Source organism: Amycolatopsis sp. GM8 (assembly GCF_021653975.1).
Classification (GTDB): Bacteria; Actinomycetota; Actinomycetes; order Mycobacteriales; family Pseudonocardiaceae; genus Amycolatopsis_E.
In genome coordinates this window covers 78345-95091 of sequence record NZ_JAJKFK010000005.1, presented here as the reverse complement: position 1 = coordinate 95091, position 16747 = coordinate 78345, and the positions used below count along the sequence as shown (strand labels likewise).

Below are 16747 nucleotides of genomic sequence, written 5' to 3'. Positions count from 1 at the left end.
AAGGCCGCGCTACTGCTGGTAGTGCTCGACCTCGCTGATCGGCCGGGCGTCGGCCGAGTTCTCGTCCTCGCCGAACTCGCGCCGGGCGCGGCGCTGGCGCAGCAGGTCCCAGCACTGGTCGAGTTGCTCTTCGAGGCTCCGGATCCGGGTGCGGTCGGACTCGTCGAGGCCGCCGGCGCTGGCCTTCGAACGCAGCTCGTGCTCCTCGGCGATGAGCTCGTCGACTCTGCCGATGATGTCCTTGTCGGTCACGCGACCACGGTACCCCGCGCGCCCGCTCACGGCCGGAAGCAGCGCGGCCGGCGGATCCGCGCTACGCCGATTCCCGGATTCGCACGGAAACCGGCAGAACCTGTCGCCGCGGTCGCACCGCCTCGCCCGCCAGCAGTGCCATCAGGGTCGCGACCATCTGCTGGACCTGTGCCGCCGGATCCTGGTGCACGGTCGTCAGCGGCGGGTTCATCGCCGACGCCAGCGCCGGGTGGTCGTCGAAGCCGATCACCGAGACGTCGTCCGGTACCCGGCGGCCCGCGTCGTGCAGCGCGCGCAGCGCCCCCGCGGCCATCAGGTCGCTCGCCACGAACACCCCGTCCAGGCCGGGTTCCCTTACCAGCAAACGATTCATCGCCGCGCGGCCACCGTCCGAAGTGAAGTCGGCCTCTTCGGACAGTCCCGCCGGGTCGAGTCCGACCCGGGTCAGCGTGTCGCGCCAGCCCGAAAGCCGGTGCACCGCGGCGGTCTGGTCCTGTGGCCCCGCGACCGTCGCGATCCGCCGCCTTCCCTTGTCCAGCAAGTGTTCCACGGCCAGCCGCGCGCCGTCGGAGTTGTCGAAGTCGACGACGTGCACCCCGCGCGCGAGGTTCCCCGCCGGACCGCCGAACACGATCGGCAGCCGCAGCAACCGCAGCGCGCGGGGGAGCGGGTCGGCGCGGTGCGGCGCGAACACGAGCGCTCCGTCGACGTGCCCGCCTTCGAGGAAACGCAACGTGCGTGCGTGATCTTCCCTGCCGTCGTTGAACATCAACACCATCTGGCTGCCCGACGACGCGAGTTCCCGGTAGCCCGCGCGCATCACCGCGGTACGGTACGGATCGCCCAGCACGACCTCCTCCGGCTCGGACAGCACGACCGCGACCGCACCCGTGCGCCTGGTGACCAGCGACCGTGCGGCCTGGTTGGGGGAGTAGCCGAGATCGCGCGCGGCGGCCAGAACGGCGTCCTTCGCCCGGCTGCTGACGTTCGCGTCGCCGTTGAGGGCGCGCGAAGCCGTCGAGCGGGACACCCCGGCGAAGGCCGCGACATCCTCCAATGTCGGCCGGTCGTCCGGGCTGTGCGTCACGATCAACGTCCTCTCTGTGGGAGCGCTCTCAACTTTAACGCATCTTGACACCGGACGTGGCAAGGAACACACTCCACTCGGGTTCTGGGAGCGCTCCCAGTTTCTGTCCAAGACCCAGAGCAAGGGGTTGACGTGCGACACCTTCACAAGGGCGTGAGCTTCGCGATCGGACTGGCGGTGCTGGGCGCGAGCCTGGCGGCGTGTGGTGGTGGGGACTCCTCGACCGGGGCGAACGAGTCCGGTGGCCAGATCGAACTGACCATCGGCACGTTCACCGAGTTCGGCTACGAGTCCCTGCTGCCGGAGTACGAGCGGCTGCACCCCGGCATCAAGATCACTCACCACAAGACCGGTGAGGGCGGTCCCTATCACCAGAACCTCATCACCAAGCTGGCGGCGGGTTCCGGGCTCGAGGACGTCACCGCCGTCGAGGAGGGCCACTTCTCCGACATCGTCGACAAGGGCGGCAAGTTCAACGACCTGACCGAGATCGGGCCCAAGGACGTGACCGCGGATCGTTGGCTGGGCTGGAAGTACGACGCCGGCAAGGACTCCGACGGCCGGCTGATCGGCTACGGCACCGACATCGGCCCGCTCGCCCTGTGCTACCGCAAGGATCTGCTCGCCGCGGCGAACCTGCCCTCGGATCCCGCGGGCGTCAAGGCGCTGTTCGCGAGCTGGGACAGCTACTTCGCGGCCGGCCAGAGCTACGTGCAGAAGACCGGAAAGCCCTGGTTCGACGCGTCTTCGCAGCTGTACAACTCGATGATCAACCAGCTCGACGTCGGTTATTTCGACCGCGGCAACAACCTGACCATCGAGTCCAACCCGGGTATCAAGGCGGCCTGGGACCGGGTGACCACCGCGATCGGCCAGGGCCAGTCGGCCAAGCTCGTCGCGTTCGGCAACGAATGGAAGACCGGGTTCGCCCAGGGCGCGTTCGCCACGACCGTGTGCCCGTCGTGGATGCTCGGCGTGGTCAAGGAGGACGCGGGACCGGCGAACGCCGGCAAGTGGGCGGTCACCGACGCGTTCCCCAACGGCGGCGGCAACTGGGGCGGTTCCTACCTGACGGTGCCGAAGCAGAGCAAGCACCCGAAGGAGGCGGCCGAGCTCGCCGCCTGGCTGACCGCACCGGAGCAGCAGCTGAAAGCCTTCCAGGCCAAGGGAAACTTCCCCAGCCAGACGCAGGCGCTGACCTCGCCCGAGCTGCTGAACCAGACCGACCCGTACTTCGGCGACGTCAAGACCGGTGAGCTGTATGCCGAGCAGGCCCGCAAGGTGACCAAGGCGCAGTACAAGGGCCCGGGTGACGGCCAGATCCAGGAGAACGTCACGAGCCCGGCGCTGCAGGCGGTCGAGCAGGGCAAGTCCCCGGCGGACGCTTGGCAGCAGGTCGTCGACGGCGCCAACAAGATCGCCAAGTAGTGACAAGGGGAACAGGCCGAGATGACGACGAGTACCGCGCTCGAACCGCGGCAGCGGGCGCCACGCGGCGAACCGGTCAGGCCGACGCTGAGGGAGCGGATCGCCAAGTGGGACGTGAAGGTTTCGCCCTACCTGTACATCGCGCCGTTCTTCGTGGTGTTCGCGATCGTCGGCCTGTTTCCCTTGCTCTACACGGCCTATGTGTCTCTGTTCGACTGGGAGGTCGGCGACGACCACCCGAAGTTCCTGGGGCTGAAGAACTATGCCGAACTGCTCGGCGACGGGCAGTTCTGGAACTCAGTGGTGAACACGTTGTCGATCTTCGTGCTCTCCAGCGGGCCGCAGGTCGTGATCGCCGTGCTGCTCGCCGCGTTGCTCAACACCCGGTTGCGCGGGCCGACCGGCTGGCGCGTCGGGATCCTGCTGCCGTACGCGGCGAGCTTGGTGGCGATCGGGATCATCTTCGCCAACCTGTTCGGCCCCAACTATGGGCTGGTGAACTCGATCTTCGAGAGCCTCGGGCTCGGCCGGGTCGACTGGCAGGCCAACCGGTTCGCGAGCCATCTCGCGATCGCGACAATGGTTAACTGGCGCTGGACGGGCTATAACGCGCTGATCGTGTTGGCCGCGATGCAGGCGCTACCGAAGGACGTGCTCGAGGCGGCGGTCGTCGACGGGGCCGGCGCGATCCGCCGGTTCGTCAGCGTCACGCTGCCGATGCTGCGGCCCACGCTGATCTTCGTGGTGATCACCTCGACCATCGGCGGGCTGCAGATCTTCACCGAGCCCAAGCTGTTCGACGCGATGCCCGGCTCGAACAACGGCGGCTCCACCCACCAGTTCCAGACCGTGACGCTGTACATGTACCAGTCCGGGTTCGAGAGCTTCGACCTCGGCTACGCGTCGGCGATCGCGTGGGTGCTGTTCCTGCTGATCGTGGTCATCGCGGTGCTCAACTTCCTGATCACCCGGCGGATGGGGCGGATCCGATGAACGCACGCCTGGGCCGTCCGAACGCGTTCGTCTACGTGACGCTGATCCTGTTCGTGCTGGTGTCGTTCTTCCCGTTCTACTGGCAGTTCCTGGTGGCCAGCCGGGACGCGGGGATGCTGTCCGATCACCTGCCCTCGCTGCTGCCGGGCGGCAACTTCTTCCGCAACGCGGCACGCGTGTTCGATGTCGTCGCGTTCTGGAAGGCGCTCGGCAACAGCGTCATCGTGTCCGGCACGGTCACCCTGACCACCGTCCTGTTCTCGTCGCTCGCCGGGTTCGCGTTCGCGAAACTGCGTTTCCGCGGCAGCAACCCGTTGTTCCTGTTCATCGTTGTAACTCTTGCGGTACCCACTCAGCTCGGCATCATCCCGTTGTTCATCGCGATGTCGGAGTTCGGCTGGGCCGGGCACCTGCAGGCGGTGATCGTGCCGAACCTGGTCACGGCGTTCGGCGTGTTCTGGATGCGGCAGTACACGGTGGACGCCGTGCCGTACGAGCTGATCGAGGCCGCCCGCGTCGACGGCTGCAGCGTGTTCCGGATCTTCGTGAACGTGTGCCTGCCCGCCGTCCGGCCCGCCGCGGCGGTGCTCGCGATGTTCACGTTCATGATGTCCTGGAACGACTTCCTGTGGCCGCTGATCGTGCTCAACGCCGAGAACCCGACCGTGCAGCTCGCGCTGGAGCGGCTGCAGAGCGGTTACTACGTCGACTATTCCCTGGTGCTGGCCGGCACCACCCTGGCCACCATCCCGATCCTCATCGTCTTCCTGCTGCTCGGCCGCCAGATCGTGGCCGGGATCATGCAGGGCGCAGTGAAAGGCTGAGCATGTCCGTACTCGGTGAACAGGTCGCCGCGGGACTCGAGTTCCCCCCGGGTTTCCTGTGGGGCGCCAGCACCGCCGCCTTCCAGATCGAAGGAGCGACCACAGTGGACGGTCGCACCGATTCGAGCTGGGACGCGTTCTGCCGCCGCCCCGGAGCGGTCGCCGGCGGTGACACCGGCGAACCGGCGGCCGACCACTACCACCGGTACGCCGAGGATATCGCGCTGATGCGCGATCTCGGGTTCGGCTCCTACCGGTTTTCCCTTGCCTGGTCCCGGGTCCGGCCGGACGGCGGCGCGGTGAACCCGCGCGGGCTGGACTTCTACGACCGGCTCGTGGACGAGCTGCTGCAGAACGGGATCCAGCCGTGGGCGACGCTCTACCACTTCGACCTGCCGCAGGCGTTGGAGGAGAAAGGTGGCTGGGCGAACCGCGACACCGCCTACCGGTTCGCGGAATTCGCCGCGACGGCAGCGGAACGCCTCGGCGACCGTGTCCCGTCTTGGTCCACTTTGAACGAACCGTGGTGCTCGGCCTTCCTCGGCTACGCGTCCGGTGTGCACGCGCCCGGCCGCCAGGACCCGGCCGCCGCCGCGGCGGCCGCACACCATTTGCTGCTGGCACACGGCCTCGCGATGCCGGAGCTACGCCGGTACGCGCCGTCCGCGCGGTCGGGTATCACGCTCAACCTCTATCCGGTGCAGGGGCCGGATCCCGAGGCCGTACGCAAGATCGACGGGCTGCAGAACCGGCTGTTCCTGGACCCGGTGCTGCTCGGCCGCTACCCCGAGGATCTGCTGGCGGACCTGGCGCCGTTCGGTTTCCCCGTGCGCGACGGCGATCCGGAGATCATCGCGGCGCCGATCGACATGCTGGGCATCAACTACTACCGCGGCTACGTCGTCACCCGTACGCCGTCGCCCGCCACCGAACCGGCCGGGCCGGAGTGGATCGGCGCGGGGGAGGTCCACTTCGTACCCGACCCGCTGGCCGGGCGCACCGACTCCGGCTGGCAGGTCGAACCGGAAAAGCTGGCCGGCACGCTGCTGCGGGTGCACCGCGACTACCCGCACATTCCCTTGTACGTCACGGAAAACGGGGCGGCGTATCCGGACGTGGTGACCCCGGACGGCGAGATCGTCGACGAGGACCGGATCGAGTTCGTGGCCGCGCACCTGCGGGCCGCGCACGCGGCGCTGGCACAGGGCGTCGACTTGAGGGGCTTCTTCTACTGGTCGCTGCTGGACAACTTCGAATGGGCCGAGGGCTATGCCAAGCGTTTCGGCCTGGTGCACGTCGACTACGAAACCCAGCGCCGTACGCCCAAGCACTCCGCGCGCTGGTACGCCAAGGTCATCGCCAGCAACACGGTTTCGTGAAGCCGCCCGGGTCAGGCGGCGGCGCGAAACGGCACCGTGCGGACGTCGGCCGGCGCGAACTCCGCGAACATCGCCGTCGCGTTGTCCGGACCACCCGCCGCGAGCGCGGCTTCGGTGAGCGCGGTGGCCGAGTTCGCCGGCTGCCGCAGCACCTCCGCCATCGTGGCGAGGGTCAGCGTCTTGTGCACGCCGTCGCTGGTGAGCAGCAGGCCGGCGGGGGAGCGGACCTCGGCGCGGCCGAACTCGGTCGCACCCGCGGTGCGCACGCTCGTGGTCACCATGTGCTCCATGTGCGGCGCGGGCGTCGCGTCGTGGTCGCGGAAGTACTGGGCGAGCGTGTGGTCCTTGGTCAGCTGGGTCAGGCCGGCCCCACTCCACGCGTACGCGCGGGCGTCGCCGACCCAGGCGAGGCGGTAGCCGCCGTCGGACGGCATCGCCACCACCAGCACGCAGTCGCCGGCCGTGGCGTCCGCCCGGACCGCCCGCTGCGCGGCGAGCAGGGCCTCGACCGGTCCGTCGGCGGCCGCGACGCGGACCGCGGCCGCCGCGGCGAGCTGTGCGGCGTGCGCGGCGGCCGCGGTGTCGCCCACGCCGTCTGCCAGCGCGAACACGACCTGGTGGGTGCCGGGATCGGCGTAGGCGTCCACCGCGTCGGCGTTCACCGTACGCGGCCCCTGCGCGCTGGCCGTCTGCCACACCGGAGTCCTGCCAGGGCTCATGCGCCCACCTCACCGGCGCGCGGCGTTGGTGATTCGCTCGCAATCTCCCTCATGGCACCCTCCTTCACCCGCTGATCCCAGTGTGGCCTGTTCGCCTGTGGTTCGTCTAAGGATCAGGTGAAAGTGCCCTGTGGGTCACGTCGTCAGGTCGTAGACGGTCGTGCCGTCCACGGTCGTCGCGGTGTAGTTCTGCGCGACCCATTCGGCGATCTGTTGCGCGTCGTCACTGCCGGACGTGCCGCGCATCGAGGAGCCGTCACCGACGAAGTAGTGGATCTTCCCGCTCCGCACGTACTCCTGGAATTGCGCGAGCGTCGGCGATGGGTCGGTGCCGTTGAACCCGCCGACGGCCATCACCGGCACGTTCGCCGCGAGCTGGTAGCTCGCCGCCGGGTTCGAACCGACCGTCGCGGCCGCCCACAGGTAGGTGGTGCTGTCCTTCCGCAGCAAGGAAACCAGGGCCTCGCCCGGGGTCGAGGTGCCGAGCAGGCTGCCCATGCCACCGATCCGCCCGCCGCCGGCCGGTGCGCCACCGGTGAAGGTGCCTCGCGGCATCCCGCCACCGAAAGCGCTTCCCGTCGGCCCGGCGGCAGGAATCGCGCCCGTATGCGGGATCGCGGCGGTGGCCACCGTGTACGCCCCCGTCGCCGACAGCGAGGCGACGAGCGCGAGTACCGCCACCCCTCGAGCCGCCGTCCTTGCCAGGTGGCCGGAGACCAGCAGCAGCACCGCGGCGGCGAGTCCCAGCACGAGCACGAAGTACCTGAGCCACGGCTGCCAGTCCGATTCGTTGCGCAGCACGAGAAATGCCGTCAGCGCGGTCAGCCCGACACCGCTGGAGAGCAGTCCCGCCGCGACCGGATGGGCGCGCGTCGCCCACAACCGGGCGGCACCCATGCCCACGAGCGCGGCCACCGCCGGGGCCAGCGCGATCGTGTAGTACGGGTGGATGATCCCACTCATATAACTGAACACGGCGCCGGTCACGAGCAGCCAGCCGCCCCACACGATCGCGGCGGCGCGGGTGCGATCCGTCCGCGGCGCACGCCAGGTGAGCCAGATCAGCGCGCCCAGCGCGAGTATCGCCGCGGGCAGCAGCCACGCGATACCACCGGCCATCTCACTGCCGAAGAGACGAGCCCAGCTGCCACTGCTCTGCGCCCCGCCGAGGCTGCCCACCTCGTCGCCGGTGATGCGGCCGAAACCGTTGTAGCCCAAGGTGAGTTCGAGGATGCTGTTGGTCTGCGAGCCGCCGATGAACGGGCGACTGCCCGCCGGCCACAGCTCGACGATCGCGAGGTACCAGCCGGCCGAGACGAGGACCGCGGCGAGCGCACCCAGCAGATGCAGAAAGCGCTTACCGAGCGACGCCGGCGCGGCGACCAGATAGGCGAGCGCGAAGGCCGGCAACACCAGGAAAGCCTGCAACATCTTGGCCAGGAAGCCGAATCCGACCGCGACCCCGGCGAGCGCGATCCACTTCGGACTCGCCTTCTCCACCGCGCGGACCGTGCAGTAGGCGCCCGCGATCAGTAGCAGCACGAGCAGCGCGTCCGGGTTGTTGAAGCGGAACATCAAGGCCGCCACCGGGGTCAGCGCGAGCACCGCGCCCGCGAGCAGCCCGGCCCCCGGGCCGTTCATGCGCCGGACCGTCGCGTACAGCAGGGCGACCGACGCGATGCCGAGCAGCGCCTCGGGCACCAGGACGCTCCACGAGCTGAGCCCGAAGATCCGTACCGACAAGCTCATCAGCCACAACGCGGCCGGGGTCTTGTCCACCGTGATCGCGTTCGACGGATCGCTGGACCCGAAGAACAGCGCCTTCCAGCTCTCGCCGCCTGCCTGCGCGGCGGCGGAGTAGAAGGCGTTGGCCCAGCCGGAAGCGCTCAGGTCCCACAGGTAGAGCGCCGCCGTCGCCGCCAGCAGTACGGCCAGTCCCGGGCGGACCCAGCGCGGGTCGGCGGATCGGCGCCGGAGCTGGGGCGGGCTGTCGGACACGGGCTGGGCGAAGGTCGTCATGAGCTCACCTTCTCGGTGCGACCTTGGCCGTTGTTGTGCCGTTCCTGTGCGAAACCTGTGCGTGGCAGGCGCACTTCGAACTCGGTCCGGCCGGGCCTGCTGCGCACCCCGACATGCCCGTGGTGCGCGCTGACCACGGCGGCGACGATCGCCATGCCGAGCCCCGTGCTGCCGGCGGCGCGCGAACGCGACGAATCCCCGCGGGCGAAGCGTTCGAACACGTTCGGCAGCAGGTCGGGCGCGATGCCCGGCCCGTCGTCGGTGACCGTCAGCACGGCGCTGTCGCCGAAGGGGGCGAGCCGCGTCGTGACGGTCGTGCCCGGGGGAGTGTGCGTGCGCCCGTTTGCCAGCAGGTTCGCGAGGACCTGGTGCAGCCGTTGCGCGTCACCGGTCACGACGACCGGCCGGTCGGGCAGTTCGAGCCGCCACCGGTGCCCCGGCCCCGCGATCTGCGCGTCACCGACGGCATCCGCGACCAGCCTGCTCAAGTCCACTTCGGACTGTTCGAGCGGACGCCCGTCGTCGAGGCGCGCCAGCAGCAGGAGATCGTCGACGAGGGTGCCCATGCGGGCGGCTTCGGACTCGACGCGGTTCATCGCGTGCGCGATGTCCGGCGGCACACGGCCGCCCGAGCGGCGGGTCAGCTCGGCGTAGCCGCGGATCGCGGCCAGCGGGGTGCGCAACTCGTGGCTCGCGTCGGCGACGAACCGGCGTACGCGCATCTCGCTCGCCTGACGTGCGTCGAGCGCGTTGTCGATATGCCCCAGCATCTGGTTCAGCGCATGGCCGACCTGCCCGACCTCGGTCGCCGGATCGGTGTCGGTCACCGGAAGCCGCACGGACAACGCGACGTCACCACGTTCCAACGGCAATTCGGTGACCTTCGCGGCGGCGGCCGCGACCCGGTCTAGGGGACGCAACGTCCGCCGCACCACCAGGGCGCCGACGATCCCGGCGCCCAGCACGGCCGCCGCCGCGACCCCGCCCAGGATCAGCCCGACGGTGAGCAGCGTCGCGTTGGCCTGCGCCATCGGCAGGCCGAACACCTCGGCACCGCGGCCGGTGTTGACGGCGAGCACCCGGTACTCGCCGAACGAGAGTGAGACGGTCTCAGCAACGCCAGTGGTTGGTACGCCGCCGAGAACCTCCAAGTCCGCGTCACCGAGGGGCCGCGGGCCGGGCAGGTGCGAGTCCGGCCCGGTGTCGAGGATCGCGCCGCGCGGCTGGGTGCCACCGACCCAGGCGTGCACGGTGCCGGTGGCGGTGCCGGACGCGGCGAGCGCGTCGCCGTTGTCCACATGCGCGAACATCTGCGAGCGTGCCACCGTGTCCTGCAGCTGGCCGTCGACCTGTCGGGTCAGGAACACGCCCAGCGCGAACTCGCTGATCACGCCGATCACCACGCACACCACGGTGAGCAGGGCGACCAGTGCCGCGATCAGCTTCGTCCGCAACGGCCGGACTCGGCGCCGGCGGGCAGACTTCGGCACGTTCACACCCCGACGATCGCCGCCGATCGTGTGGGCGTCTTGTGTGCTTCCTGTGAGGTGGCTGTGGAACCCCTCAGCTCAGCTAGACCTCATAACTCCCACAGGAACGGCACAGAAAGCCGTCGGAAACTCGGCCGCATGACTCAACAATGGCGCGAGAAAGGCATCCGGCGGGTCGCATACGTGACCGCCGGCATCGCGGTGGCCGGTGTGGCGGGCGCGACGATCGCGGCCTACGCGGTCACCGACACCACGGCTACGACCAACACGAGCGACCAATCGTCCACTTCGGACAGTTCAACAGCACCCGGCAGTTCAACGGCACCCGGCTACAGCGGTGGCGGGATCTCTTCGGACAACGGGCAGGCGCACAGCCAGTCGGGAGGTTCGTGATGACCGCGTTACTCACGGGCGACACCGTCGCCCAGTGGCGGGTGTGGAGCACGACGGCGCGCGTCGTCGTCACCGATCCCGCGGCGCTGGCCGACGCGCGAGCGCTCGTCGAAGCCGAGCTGGCGGCCGTGGACGCGGCGTGCAGCCGCTTCCGGCCCGACGCCGAACTCGCCCTCGCCGAGGGCGCGGGGGAGGTCGAGGTCAGTGAGCTCCTCGCCGAACTGGTCGGCGTCGCGCTCGCGGCGGCCCGGCACACCGATGGGGACGTCGACCCCACGCTCGGCGACGCGCTCGCCGAACTCGGCTACGACCGTGACCTGCCGCTGGTGCCGCTCGACGGACCGGCGATCCCGCTGCGGGTGCGCCCGGCGCCGGGCTGGCAGCGAATCAAGCTGGCCGGGCGCCGCCTGACCGTGCCGCCCGGAGTGCACCTGGACCTTGGCGCGACAGCGAAAGCGCAGACCGCGGACCGGTGCGCCCGGTTGACGGCAGGCGCCCTGGGCGTCGGGGTGCTCGTGGAGTTGGGCGGTGACCTCGCCACAGCGGGTCCGGCCGGTGACTGGCGGGTACTCGTCGTCGACCAGCCAGGCGATCCGGCGTGCGTGGTCGCGGTGCCGAGCGGAGCCGCGATGGCGACGTCGAGCACGAACAGCCGGAGCTGGCGTCGCGGCGAGCGCCTGCTGCATCACGTACTCGACCCGCGCACCTGCCAGTCCGCGCCGCGCGTCTGGCGCAGTGTCACGGTGGTCGCCGACCGCTGTGTCGACGCCAACACCCTCACCACGGCGGCCCTCGTCCGCGGCGAGGCGGCACCGGAATGGCTGGCGGCGCACCGGGTGCCCGCTCGCCTCGTCGCCGCAGACGGCCGGGTTCACGTCCTCGGCGGCTGGCCGGAGGAGCTGACCAGGGAAGCAAGCCGACCCGTGGCCGCTCGTCAACCGGGCGGTGCGGCATGAATACCGCCCTGTGGGATTTCGGCCGCGGCACCGGCGTCGTGGCGCTCGTCCTGCTCACCGTGTCGACCGTGCTCGGCATCGCGACCCGCTCGGGCCGCCCGGCGCCGTGGCTGCCACGGTTCGCGATCACCGAGGTGCATCGCAACGTCAGCCTGCTCGCCACTGTTTTCGTTGCCCTGCACGTGGTTCTGCTGCTGTTCGACCCGTACGCGATGCTGCGCCTGTTCGACCTCGTGGTGCCGTTCGCGGGCAACTACCGGCCGTTCTGGCAGGGCCTGGGCACACTCGCCCTCGACATCCTGCTCGTGATCGTCGTGACGAGCCTGCTGCGCCACCGCCTCGGCCACCGGACCTGGCGCGCGATCCATTGGACCGCCTACGGCCTGTGGCCCGTCGGGTTCGCGCACGCGCTCGGGACCGGCACCGACGCTTTCAGCACCTGGTTCCTCGCGCTCGCCGTGGTCTGTGCCGCGGCCGTCATCGGCGCGCTGTCCTGGCGGCTGTCGACTCGTTTCACCAAACTGGAGGCCCGGATATGACCGCGCTCGTCCATAAGATCACCGGGCTGCTCGACGCGGCCGCCCCCGATCTTGCCACCCATCTCGCGCGCAACGGCCCAGTCCCTTGGCGCCGCTCCGCAGCGCTTGTCGGCGAACTGCGGGAAGCCGGGCTCACCGGCCGCGGCGGTGCGGGATTTCCCGTGTGGCGCAAGATTTCCACGGTTGCCGAGGGACGCTCGGCGGTCGTGATCGGCAACGGCGCCGAGGGTGAGCCGGCCAGCGACAAGGACCACACACTGCTTGTCCGCGCGCCCCATCTCGTCCTCGACGGACTGCAACTGGCCGCCGAGGCCGTGCGCGCCGCGGAGGTCTATCTGTACGTCCCCATCGGTCCTGCGGCCGACGCCGTCCGCGCCGCGCTGGCCGAGCGCACCCAATGGGACGCGATGCCGGTGACCGTCGTGACCGCGCCCGGATACTTTGTCGCAGGCCAGGAATCGGCCGTGGTCGCCGCGGTCGAGGGCCGCCCGGCGCTGCCCGCGGACCGGCTCGAACTGACCCCGCGCGCCGGCGTCCACGGCCGCCCGACGCTCGTGCAGAACGTCGAAACCCTGGCACACACGGCACAGATCGCGCGGTACGGACCGGCGTGGTTCCGGCGGCGTGGCACCGCCGAGGAGCCGGGCACGTTCCTCGTGACGGTCAGCGGCGCCGTCCCTCGCGGGGTCCGTGAGGTGCCGATCGGTGTCCCGCTCGGCGAACTGCTCGCGGGCGCGACGACCGGACTGCGCGCGGCCCTCGTCGGCGGCTACCACGGAACCTGGGTGTCGGACCTGTCGACTCCCTTGTCCCGCAAGGCACTCGTGCCCGTCGGCGGCTCGATCGGCGCCGGTGTCGTGATCGCGCTCGACAACGTCCACTGTGGACTGAAGGCGGCCGCCGACGTGACGCGGTACCTGGCGGGCCAGAGCGCCCGCCAATGCGGCCCGTGCCGCAACGGCCTGCCCGCGCTGGCCGCGACGATGACCGCGCTCGCCGACGGCGGTGGACCGGATTTGCCGGAGCGGGCGCGGAAACTGGCGGACCTGGTCGAGCGCCGCGGCGCCTGCGGCCACCCGGACGGCACAGCGCGGTTCGTGCGCAGCAGCCTCGCCGTGTTCGGCGACGAGATCGCGCGGCACCAGCGCGGCACCTGCGTAGCGAGGAGCGGACGATGAGACTGCACATCGACTGGACGGCCTGCGACGGGCGCGGCCTGTGCACCGAGTTGCTGCCCGAAGTGCTGGCCCACGACCCGTGGGGCTTCCCGGTCCCGCGAGACGGCGCCCGTGAGCCCGCGATCCACCCGGAGCTACGGGCCCATGCCGAACGCGCTGTCCGCCTCTGCCCGACGCTCGCCCTGCGCCTGCGCGAGACCAGCTAGGACACCGGCTCGCAGAACCGCTCGTCGCGCACCGCGTCGGCGGGCACATGGTGTTCCGCGAGCAGGGCACGCACCGGGCCGGCGATGTCCCGCGGCGCGCACAGGAGCCACTCGTCGATCTTCGCGGGATGCAGCCGGCAGTCCAGCCACGATCCCAGCCGCCGGGTATCGAGCGGGCCGGCGTGGTAACGCTCGTCGGGGATGACGAGCGCCGACGCGATGCTGTCGAACGTCGAGCGGGCCTGCCGCAGGACCGGATCCCGTTCGTCGGTACGGAAATGTTCCACCCGCAGGCGGCCCTCGAACCGCCGCACCAGTGCGCTCAGCTCGTCCGCGAACATCGTGTCCGCGCCGCTCCGGTTGACGTACAGCAGCGTCGCCCGGCTCCGCGGCGAGGTCGCGAGCAGGTGCGACAGCATCGGCAGCACGGGCGAGATGCCGACCCCGGCCGCGATCGCGACCACCTCCCGCGCCGGGCTCACCGTGAAGCCGCCGGACGGTGGCCGCACGTCGAGCCGGTCGCCCGCGCGCAGCCGCGTCGTCGCATACGTCGACATCAGCCCGCCCGGTATCCGCTTGACGGCCACCCGCAGCTCGCCGGGGCACGAGCTGATCGCGTACGGCCGGGCGACCGGCTCACCGTCGATCATCGCCCGCAGCACCACATGCTGCCCCGGCGTGAACGCGAACTCGTCCCGCAACCGCGGCGGCACCGCGAAACCGACCTCGACCGCGCAGCGGGTCAACGGTCGCACGCTCGACACCGTCAGCGTGTGGAAGACGCCGGGGCACGCCGCCGGAGGTGCGGCCGGCGACACCATCCGCTCCGCGCGCCACGCCTGCGGGTACCGGTAGAACGGCAGGCTCGGGTGCCGGCTGTGCACGCGGTGATAGCTGTAGGCGTCGGGGGGCAGCCGCCGCGGGTACCAGTCGAACCACCACGCCGCGAGCCCGAGCGCGATCCGCTGCGGCAGCAGGTACACCACCAGCAGCGCCCAGCCGTGACCCGCCCAGATCACCGCGGCCAGCGTGCCGGGCAGCAGCGTCAGCATCACCAGCGTCTCGGCCGCCTCCGCCTGCGGCCGCCCGGCCGTCCGCCGCAGATAGGCCCAGGCGTGCCAGAAGTCGGTCAGCATCCAGCGCAGCGGGAGCTGCCAGGCCGGTCCGCGCACGTTCCACGGCGTCAGGTGCTCACCGCCGTCCTGCACCCGATGCTGTTCGAGATGCACGTAGCGGGCACCGGGGAACCCGCTGAGCACGGAGACGAACGGGATCGCGAGCCGGCCGGCCACGTCGTTCAGCCAGGTCAGCCGGCCCATCGCGTGATGGACGCATTCGTGCGTCACGACGAACATGCCGAAGATCGCGGCGACGTGCATCGGCACCGTCACCATCGGACTGGCCAGGTGCTCGAGCGCCAGCCACGCCGCGAACATGCCCAGCGCGAGCGACCCGGCGAACAGCAGCAGCGTGGGGGCCACGACATCGGGCACCCGGAGCCGGGGTTTCCGCAGCGCCGCCGCCTCCGGCGGGACCCGCACCACCTCTACTCCGGCCACGACGGCTCCTCGCCGAAAATGGGGATCTGCTGCACGAAAAAGGTAGACAAGACCAGCGCAAATGTAAACTTTGGCCCTGGTGAGCAGGGCCAGCCCGAACGTGTCAAGTGGCTGGCCTAGACTCGGACTTCAGGCATGCGCGCGTATGCCTGTCATCCAACCCTGTACGGCTCGAGGAGAACACGTTGAAGAGCACCGTCGAGCAGCTCAGCCCGACGCGAGTCAAGATCAATGTCGAGGTGCCGTTCGACGAACTGAAACCGAACTTCGACCGCGCCTACCGCAAGATCGCCCAGCAGGTGCGCATCCCGGGCTTCCGGCCCGGCAAGGCGCCCGCTCGCGTCCTGGAAAGCCGGATCGGCCGCGCGCCGGTGCTCGATGAGGTCGTCAACGAGGCCATCCCGGCCAAGTATCTGGAGGCCGTGCGTGCCGGCGAGGTGCGCACCCTCGGCCAGCCCGACTTCGAGGTCACCAAGCTCGAGGACCGTGACGTGCTGGAGTTCACCGCCGAGGTGGACATCCGGCCCGAGATCACGCTGCCCGAGCTGGAGGGCCTGACGGTGAGCGTCGACGACGTCGAGGTCACCGACGAAGAGGTCGAGGCCGAGCTCGACCAGCTGCGCGCCCGGTTCGGCACGCTGACCGGCGTCGAGCGCCCCGCCGAGGACGGCGACTTCGTGTCGATCGACCTGTCCGCCACGGTCGACGGCCAGGAGGTCGAGGAGGCCGCCACCACGGGGCTTTCCTACGAGATCGGCTCCGGCCAGCTCGTCGAGGGCATCGACGAGGCGATCATCGGCGCCAACGCCGGCGAGACCAAGACGTTCACCACCAAGCTCGTGGCCGGCCAGTTCGCCGGGCAGGACGCCGACGTCGCGGTCACCGTGCAGAGCGTCAAGCAGCGCGAGCTGCCCGAGCCGGACGACGAGTTCGCCCAGCTCGCCAGCGAGTTCGACTCGATCGAGGAGCTGCAGGCCGACCTGCGCGACCGGCTCGCCAAGATGAAGAAGGTCCAGCAGGGCGTCCAGGCCAGGGACAAGATCCTGGACGAGCTGCTGGAGACCGTCGAGGTGCCGCTGCCCGAGAAGGTCGTCGAGGCCGAGGTGGAAAGCCGCAAGCACGACGCGATCCACGACCTCGACCACAGCGAGGAGGCCCTCGCGCAGGTGCTCGAGTCGCAGGGCAAGACCCTCGAGGAGTTCAACACCGAACTGCAGGCCGATGCCGAGAAGGCGGTGCGCACCCAGCTGCTGCTGGACACCATCGCCGACAACGAGGAGACCAGCGTCAACGACGCCGAGCTCACCGAGCGCATCATCTACCAGGCGCAGCGGTTCGGGGTCAGCCCCGACGAGTACGTGCAGCGGGCACAGCAGTCCGGCCAGCTCTCGGCCATCTACGCGGACGTGCGCCGCGGCAAGGCGCTCGCGTCGATCGTGCGCAAGGCCACGGTCACCGACGCCTCCGGCGAGACGATCGACCTGGAGGAACTGTTCGGGCCCGAGCAGGCCGAGGAGACCCCGGCCGTGGTCGACGCCGAGGTGGCTGAGACCGAGGCCACCGAGCCGGCGGGCGCTCCCGGCGAAAAGTAAAGCTCTCAGCGAACTCGGGCGGTGTCAGGACTTCTGCGCCGCCCGAGTTCGTTAGGGTCGATGGCAAGATCTCACTCTTTGTACGAGTCCACAGTGGATCTCCTGCGACGGAGTCCACGGCGGCGAAAAGGCA

Annotated in this window: 16 protein-coding genes; 10 read left to right on the top strand and 6 right to left on the bottom strand. The window is 70.2% G+C overall.

The annotated features are described in order from the left end of the window. Positions 1-9: 9 nt before the first annotated feature. Both LOZ83_RS23885 and LOZ83_RS23880 read right to left on the bottom strand, forming a co-directional pair. Positions 10-252 (bottom strand): DUF2630 family protein, encoded by a 243-nt coding sequence (locus LOZ83_RS23885; protein ID WP_236793703.1) that lies wholly within the window; start codon positions 250-252, stop codon positions 10-12. Positions 253-313: 61 nt separating this feature from the next. Further along, entirely contained in the window at positions 314-1339 is a 1026-nt protein-coding gene (locus LOZ83_RS23880) for a LacI family DNA-binding transcriptional regulator (protein WP_308190287.1), read from the bottom strand. 132 nt (positions 1340-1471) lie between these two features. Here LOZ83_RS23880 and LOZ83_RS23875 point away from each other — a divergent pair, with 132 nt between their 5' ends. Genes LOZ83_RS23875 through LOZ83_RS23860 form a run of 4 tightly spaced genes read left to right on the top strand, consistent with a single transcriptional unit; the run spans position 1472 to position 5963 of the window. Beyond that, a complete protein-coding gene (locus tag LOZ83_RS23875; RefSeq protein WP_236793702.1) occupies positions 1472-2767 on the top strand; it encodes an ABC transporter substrate-binding protein in 1296 nt (431 codons plus the stop codon). A gap of 21 nt (positions 2768-2788) precedes the next feature. Then, on the top strand, positions 2789-3760 hold the full coding sequence (locus tag LOZ83_RS23870) for a carbohydrate ABC transporter permease (RefSeq protein ID WP_236793701.1): 972 nt from the start codon (positions 2789-2791) through the stop codon (positions 3758-3760). Further along, positions 3757-4584, top strand: a complete 828-nt coding sequence (locus LOZ83_RS23865; protein ID WP_236793700.1) for a carbohydrate ABC transporter permease — start codon at positions 3757-3759, stop codon at positions 4582-4584. The genes LOZ83_RS23870 and LOZ83_RS23865 overlap by 4 nt, the downstream gene beginning before the upstream one ends. A gap of 2 nt (positions 4585-4586) precedes the next feature. Next, a complete protein-coding gene (locus LOZ83_RS23860; protein WP_236793699.1) occupies positions 4587-5963 on the top strand; it encodes a GH1 family beta-glucosidase in 1377 nt (458 codons plus the stop codon). Between the two features lie 11 nt (positions 5964-5974). Here the strand turns inward: LOZ83_RS23860 and LOZ83_RS23855 are convergent, their stop codons facing one another. The 3 genes from LOZ83_RS23855 to LOZ83_RS23845 form a co-directional block, all read right to left on the bottom strand. Further along, positions 5975-6682 (bottom strand): PP2C family serine/threonine-protein phosphatase, encoded by a 708-nt coding sequence (locus tag LOZ83_RS23855; RefSeq protein WP_236793698.1) that lies wholly within the window; start codon positions 6680-6682, stop codon positions 5975-5977. Between the two features lie 135 nt (positions 6683-6817). Then, a complete protein-coding gene (locus LOZ83_RS23850; protein ID WP_236793697.1) occupies positions 6818-8701 on the bottom strand; it encodes a glycosyltransferase family 39 protein in 1884 nt (627 codons plus the stop codon). Beyond that, the gene (locus tag LOZ83_RS23845) at positions 8698-10197 is read right to left on the bottom strand and encodes an ATP-binding protein (RefSeq protein WP_374202700.1); all 1500 of its coding nucleotides are present in this window, start codon (positions 10195-10197) and stop codon (positions 8698-8700) included. Before LOZ83_RS23845 ends, LOZ83_RS23850 begins: the two co-directional genes overlap by 4 nt. 132 nt (positions 10198-10329) lie before the next feature. Here LOZ83_RS23845 and LOZ83_RS23840 point away from each other — a divergent pair, with 132 nt between their 5' ends. The 5 genes from LOZ83_RS23840 to LOZ83_RS23820 are packed head-to-tail and all read left to right on the top strand — an operon-like array spanning position 10330 to position 13463. Then, positions 10330-10584, top strand: a complete 255-nt coding sequence (locus LOZ83_RS23840; RefSeq protein ID WP_236793695.1) for a hypothetical protein — start codon at positions 10330-10332, stop codon at positions 10582-10584. Further along, entirely contained in the window at positions 10584-11540 is a 957-nt protein-coding gene (locus LOZ83_RS23835) for an FAD:protein FMN transferase (protein ID WP_236793694.1), read from the top strand. The genes LOZ83_RS23840 and LOZ83_RS23835 overlap by 1 nt, the downstream gene beginning before the upstream one ends. Next, a complete protein-coding gene (locus LOZ83_RS23830; protein ID WP_236793693.1) occupies positions 11537-12079 on the top strand; it encodes a ferric reductase-like transmembrane domain-containing protein in 543 nt (180 codons plus the stop codon). Before LOZ83_RS23835 ends, LOZ83_RS23830 begins: the two co-directional genes overlap by 4 nt. After that, complete coding sequence (locus LOZ83_RS23825) at positions 12076-13257, top strand: NADH-ubiquinone oxidoreductase-F iron-sulfur binding region domain-containing protein (protein WP_236793692.1); 1182 nt, start codon at positions 12076-12078, stop codon at positions 13255-13257. Before LOZ83_RS23830 ends, LOZ83_RS23825 begins: the two co-directional genes overlap by 4 nt. Further along, entirely contained in the window at positions 13254-13463 is a 210-nt protein-coding gene (locus LOZ83_RS23820) for a ferredoxin (RefSeq protein WP_236793691.1), read from the top strand. Before LOZ83_RS23825 ends, LOZ83_RS23820 begins: the two co-directional genes overlap by 4 nt. On the opposite strand, the gene LOZ83_RS23815 is transcribed toward LOZ83_RS23820, so the two are convergent. Next, the gene (locus LOZ83_RS23815; protein ID WP_236793690.1) at positions 13460-15022 is read right to left on the bottom strand and encodes an FAD-binding oxidoreductase; all 1563 of its coding nucleotides are present in this window, start codon (positions 15020-15022) and stop codon (positions 13460-13462) included. The genes LOZ83_RS23820 and LOZ83_RS23815 overlap by 4 nt on opposite strands. Before the next feature lie 185 nt (positions 15023-15207). On the opposite strand from LOZ83_RS23815, the gene tig reads away from it, so the two are divergent. Then, positions 15208-16614 carry a trigger factor gene (tig, locus tag LOZ83_RS23810; RefSeq protein WP_236793689.1) on the top strand — a complete coding sequence of 469 codons (1407 nt, stop codon included), beginning with the start codon at positions 15208-15210 and terminating at the stop codon, positions 16612-16614. Positions 16615-16747 lie beyond the last annotated feature (133 nt).